We start from the raw sequence: 3836 nt of genomic DNA, 5'->3' as shown, positions 1-3836 counted from the left end.
GCGATAAATATTTCCGTACTGCGGGGCAAAACTGGTGTGGTTTGATCCAACGCACCAGTTCAGTGTGCCCGCTGCGATGTCTTGCTTGATCTCGCGATCCAACTCAAAGTGGTTCTTGCGGGACAGCACATCGACCTTCGCGCCTGTCATTTCTTCCCATTGCGAAATGCGCGCGTAAAGTGGCTCGTATTGTGCGCCGCCAATCAGTTTGACGTGCAGCGTATAGCCGTCAAAGCTGCCGTAATTGACGTCTTCAGCCACAACAGATGTCGCGGCCATGCCTGTCAGCGCCGTAGCTGCCAATAGCATCTTTAGTGTTGAATTGGTCATGGTTTCCTCCCTTGGATTTTGACCGTCATTGTGCCGCAGAATGCGGCCGTTTAGGCGCTAGGACACGGTCGGTGTCCTGACCAAGTTCCGGTGCGGCGCGATCAGATTTCAGCGTCGCGCCATTGTAGCGAATAGGCGAACGCAGCATTTTAAGCCGCACGGTGCCACTGCGCACAATCGTTTGTTCTAGGTCGAGACGTTGATATGCCTCGGTCTCGCGCATTTCTTTCCAGCCGAGAACTTCTGAGCACCAAATGTCAGCAGGCTGCAAAACTGCGAGCCAGTCCGCCGTCGTTCGGGTGATGATTTGCGCGGCAATCTTCGATTTGATCGGGTCGCGCTGGGTGATCAGGACGGCGGTGTCGCCATAAAGGTCTTCCAGTCCCTTGATCTCGATCAGATCGGCCAGAACCTCCAGCGACGGAATCATCGCAAGGGCCAGAAACCCGTCACTGGTCTGATAGATACCGTAGGGCGCGCCCAGATAGGCGTGGGCGCCATTGATGCTGCTGCGCTGGGGGATGCGATTGCCGTCATTGAGGTGGGTCGAGAGAACCTCAAACTGGAAATCAATCATAGCTTCCAGCAGACTGGTCTGGATCAATGCACCCTTGCCGTGAATGCCCCGGCCAACCAAAGCCGCCAGGATGCCCTGTGCCAAAGCATTTCCCGCCAGCATGTCAGCGACCGCCAATCCCATTGGCGTGGGCGCATCATCAGCACTGCCCGTCAGCCACAACAACCCCGACCGCGCTTGCGCCAGCAAGTCTTGACCCGGCAAATCCTTCCAAGCGCCGTCTTCGCCGTAGCCAGAGATGCTGCCGTATATAATACGCGGATTGATTGCCCGTACATCATCATAGCCAAAGCCCTGACGTTCAATCACGCCGGGGCGGAAATTCTGGATCATCACGTCGGCTGACGTGAGCAATTCAACCAAAGCGGCGCGATCGTTTGGATCGCGCAGATCGGCGGTAACGCTTTCCTTGTTGCGGTTGATGGCGTGGAAAAGCGAATTGTCGCCATCAATATCCGTGTCTGACAGATAAAGGTTGCGGCACAAATCCCCGACGCCGGGGCGTTCAACCTTGATCACGCGCGCGCCTAGATCGGCAAGTTTCAGGCCGCACAGTGGCCCTGACAGAAACTGGCTGAAATCAACGACTGTCAGCCCGTTCAGCGGGCGTTCGGTTTGTGGAAGAACGTTCATGTTCTGCTCTCGCGGTAGGCGGCGTCAAGGCGATCAAGCGTTGCGATCTTGCTGGTCTCGCCGCGCAGGAACGCGTGCAAGATATTGCCGCCACGCTCTTGGAAGCCCATGTAGCCGTTGTAGCGGGGGCGCAGCCAGGCGGTTTCCAGCGTCTCGCGCGTGTTGTGGAAGAAGTTACGGCATTGCGCGTTTGTGGTGTCAGCTTGCCACGCGACTGCATTGCCCGGTTGGCCACCGCTTTCAAAGTATAGACCTGTCTGCCAATCGGCACCTGCGATCCAGAAGGCGTAATCGGCGGCCACGTCAATGTGCTTGCACTGGCTGGAAATCGCGATGCCTGTACCACCAATAACGGTGCCACGCGGGCCGTTGTCGCCAAAGCCGGGGGCATTGGCGAAAATGATCGGAAATTCGCAATACCCATCGCGGCTGTAGTTTGTGTAGCCATAGCCAAACGGGCAATAGGCAGGTGCGTCTTTTGTGCGGCCCATCCATTCCAGAACGCCGATGGGGTCAAGGGTCAGGCAGCGCTGGTCAACCTTTGCGGCCAGTTCTCCAACATGGCCAAGCACCTCTTCGGCGTGGCTGCGATCCATCAGTGCGTCGGGGTTTTCGGCCACGTCATAGCGCAAATTCTGCGCCAGCCCGAAGAATGTCATCAGCGTGTTGATCGGGATCAGCGCCAAGGCGGCCTTGCCCGCATTTGCCAGCGCCATCACGCCGTCCCATGATTTTGGTGCAGCGTCGATCAGATCAGGCCGGAAGGACGCAACAGGCGTGGCCGCGTCAATCGCAAGCCCCCATTGGTGGCCACCAAAGTTGTAAGACGGGTGCGAGAGGCCAACTGATTGCGCGGCAAGTGTTGCAAGGTCTGCATCGCGGCAAAGCGCATCAAAGGCCACAAGATTGCCGGAAAAAGCAACTTCACCCACATGTGGATGGTCGATAACCATCAGGTCATAGGCCGCGGTCATTTCACCGATGGGGCGGTCTGCAAAGGCCTGCAACGACCGTTTTTCCCAAGTGATTTCAACGCCTGGATGCGACTTGGCATAGGCTGCAGAGGTCGCTCGCATCGGGTCCACGCCACGGCTGTGGTCCCACGTCATGCCGCGGAGGGTGATCGCCTCACCCATGCGCGGGCCCCTCGACAGGGCGGTGCAGTGCGGTCATCAGATGTTCGGCATAAAGCACCAGTTCGCCTTCGCCTTTGTAGACTGAATAGCTCACACGGACTTTGCCCATCTTTTCGTCTTTCGGCTCTTTGCCAAGGTTCTCGCGGATGGTGTAGATCGTATCGACGATGAACACGGGTTTGATGAACCGCAGTCGGTCATAGCCATAAGAAAACGAGTTTTGGCAATTCGTCGCGGCAAGCCCCAATCCAAGGGAAAACACGAACGCACCCGCAACAAGCCGTTTGCCAAAGACGCCTTCGTGTTCAGCAAATTCCTGGTCGCTGACGTACGGGTGGTGGTCCATGACAAGGCTGTTGAACAGCATCGATTCGCCCTCGGAAATCGTGCGCCGGATCGAACGGATCTTATCACCGACCTCAAAATCTTCATAATACCAATCTTCGGTATTCCACACCGGAATCCCGGCGTGATCTTCCGGCAATCCTGGCGATCCTCGTGCGTGCACGCCGATTTGTGCCATGATCATCCCCCCATCCTGATACCCCATTCGTAGCATTGTGTCTTTTTACATGTCAAAGTATTTTGTATATATAAAATATATTGCGATACTGAAAGGATGGCACGGCATGGAAAAGGAACAATTTTTTGAAGAATACAGCACAGGCGATCGCCGAAAGACGGCTGGCCGCACAATCACAGAAACAGATTTTGTTGTGCATGCAGGCCATACCGGCGACTTTTTTCCCCACCACATGGACGCAGAATTTTGCGCGGCAAGCCCCTTTGGACAGCGCATCGCCCATGGTACGATGACCTTTGCAATCGGCGTTGGTTTGACGGCGACCCAGATCAACCCGCGCGCCTTTACATACGGGTATGAACGGCTGCGCTTTCCAACCCCAGTGCACATCGGGGACACGATCCACACCGTCGTTACCATTGGCGAAATGACACCAGATCCAAAGCGCAAGGGCTACGGTAAGGTTGTCGAAATCACAGAGACAAAAAAACAGGACAGCAGCACAGTGATGTATTGTGAACACGTATTACTGGTCGAAATGAAGGAGGCAACATCATGATCGCCAATCTGCAACAAAGCTGGCCGGCACCCAGCGCGCCCAAGCCGATTGTAATCATCGGCGCTGGCGGCATTGTCC

General features: G+C 56.0%; 4 protein-coding genes and 1 pseudogene. 1 reads left to right on the top strand and 4 read right to left on the bottom strand.

Annotation, left to right across the window (positions count from 1 at the left end):
* From IBX59_RS14840 to IBX59_RS14825, 4 genes and pseudogenes are all read right to left on the bottom strand, one after another.
* Window positions 1-330: pseudogene (locus tag IBX59_RS14840) on the bottom strand (sugar ABC transporter substrate-binding protein); the annotation flags it as partial.
* A 25-nt stretch (window positions 331-355) separates the two neighbouring features.
* Window positions 356-1540 (bottom strand): CaiB/BaiF CoA-transferase family protein, encoded by a 1185-nt coding sequence (locus IBX59_RS14835; RefSeq protein ID WP_296376953.1) that lies wholly within the window; start codon window positions 1538-1540, stop codon window positions 356-358.
* Window positions 1537-2676, bottom strand: coding sequence for a carbohydrate ABC transporter substrate-binding protein (locus IBX59_RS14830; protein WP_296376951.1), 1140 nt, complete (start codon window positions 2674-2676; stop codon window positions 1537-1539). Before IBX59_RS14830 ends, IBX59_RS14835 begins: the two co-directional genes overlap by 4 nt.
* On the bottom strand, window positions 2669-3205 hold the full coding sequence (locus tag IBX59_RS14825) for a MaoC family dehydratase (protein ID WP_296376949.1): 537 nt from the start codon (window positions 3203-3205) through the stop codon (window positions 2669-2671). The genes IBX59_RS14830 and IBX59_RS14825 overlap by 8 nt, the downstream gene beginning before the upstream one ends.
* A gap of 31 nt (window positions 3206-3236) precedes the next feature.
* On the opposite strand from IBX59_RS14825, the gene IBX59_RS14820 reads away from it, so the two are divergent.
* A complete protein-coding gene (locus tag IBX59_RS14820) occupies window positions 3237-3758 on the top strand; it encodes a MaoC/PaaZ C-terminal domain-containing protein (RefSeq protein WP_296376947.1) in 522 nt (173 codons plus the stop codon).
* Window positions 3759-3836: the final 78 nt, after the last annotated feature.

Origin of the sequence: Yoonia sp. (genome assembly GCF_014859355.1) — a bacterium.
Taxonomy (GTDB): domain Bacteria; phylum Pseudomonadota; class Alphaproteobacteria; order Rhodobacterales; family Rhodobacteraceae; genus Yoonia.
Note: the sequence above shows the minus strand (reverse complement) of the source record. Positions and strands in the feature narration are given on the sequence as shown.

Excerpts from the sequence above, each read along its gene's own strand:
- IBX59_RS14835 (WP_296376953.1), bottom strand. The coding sequence starts at position 1,540 with ATGAACGTTCTTCCACAAACCGAACGCCCGCTGAACGGGCTGACAGTC.
- IBX59_RS14830 (WP_296376951.1), bottom strand. The coding sequence starts at position 2,676 with ATGGGTGAGGCGATCACCCTCCGCGGCATGACGTGGGACCACAGCCGT.
- IBX59_RS14825 (WP_296376949.1), bottom strand. The coding sequence starts at position 3,205 with ATGATCATGGCACAAATCGGCGTGCACGCACGAGGATCGCCAGGATTG.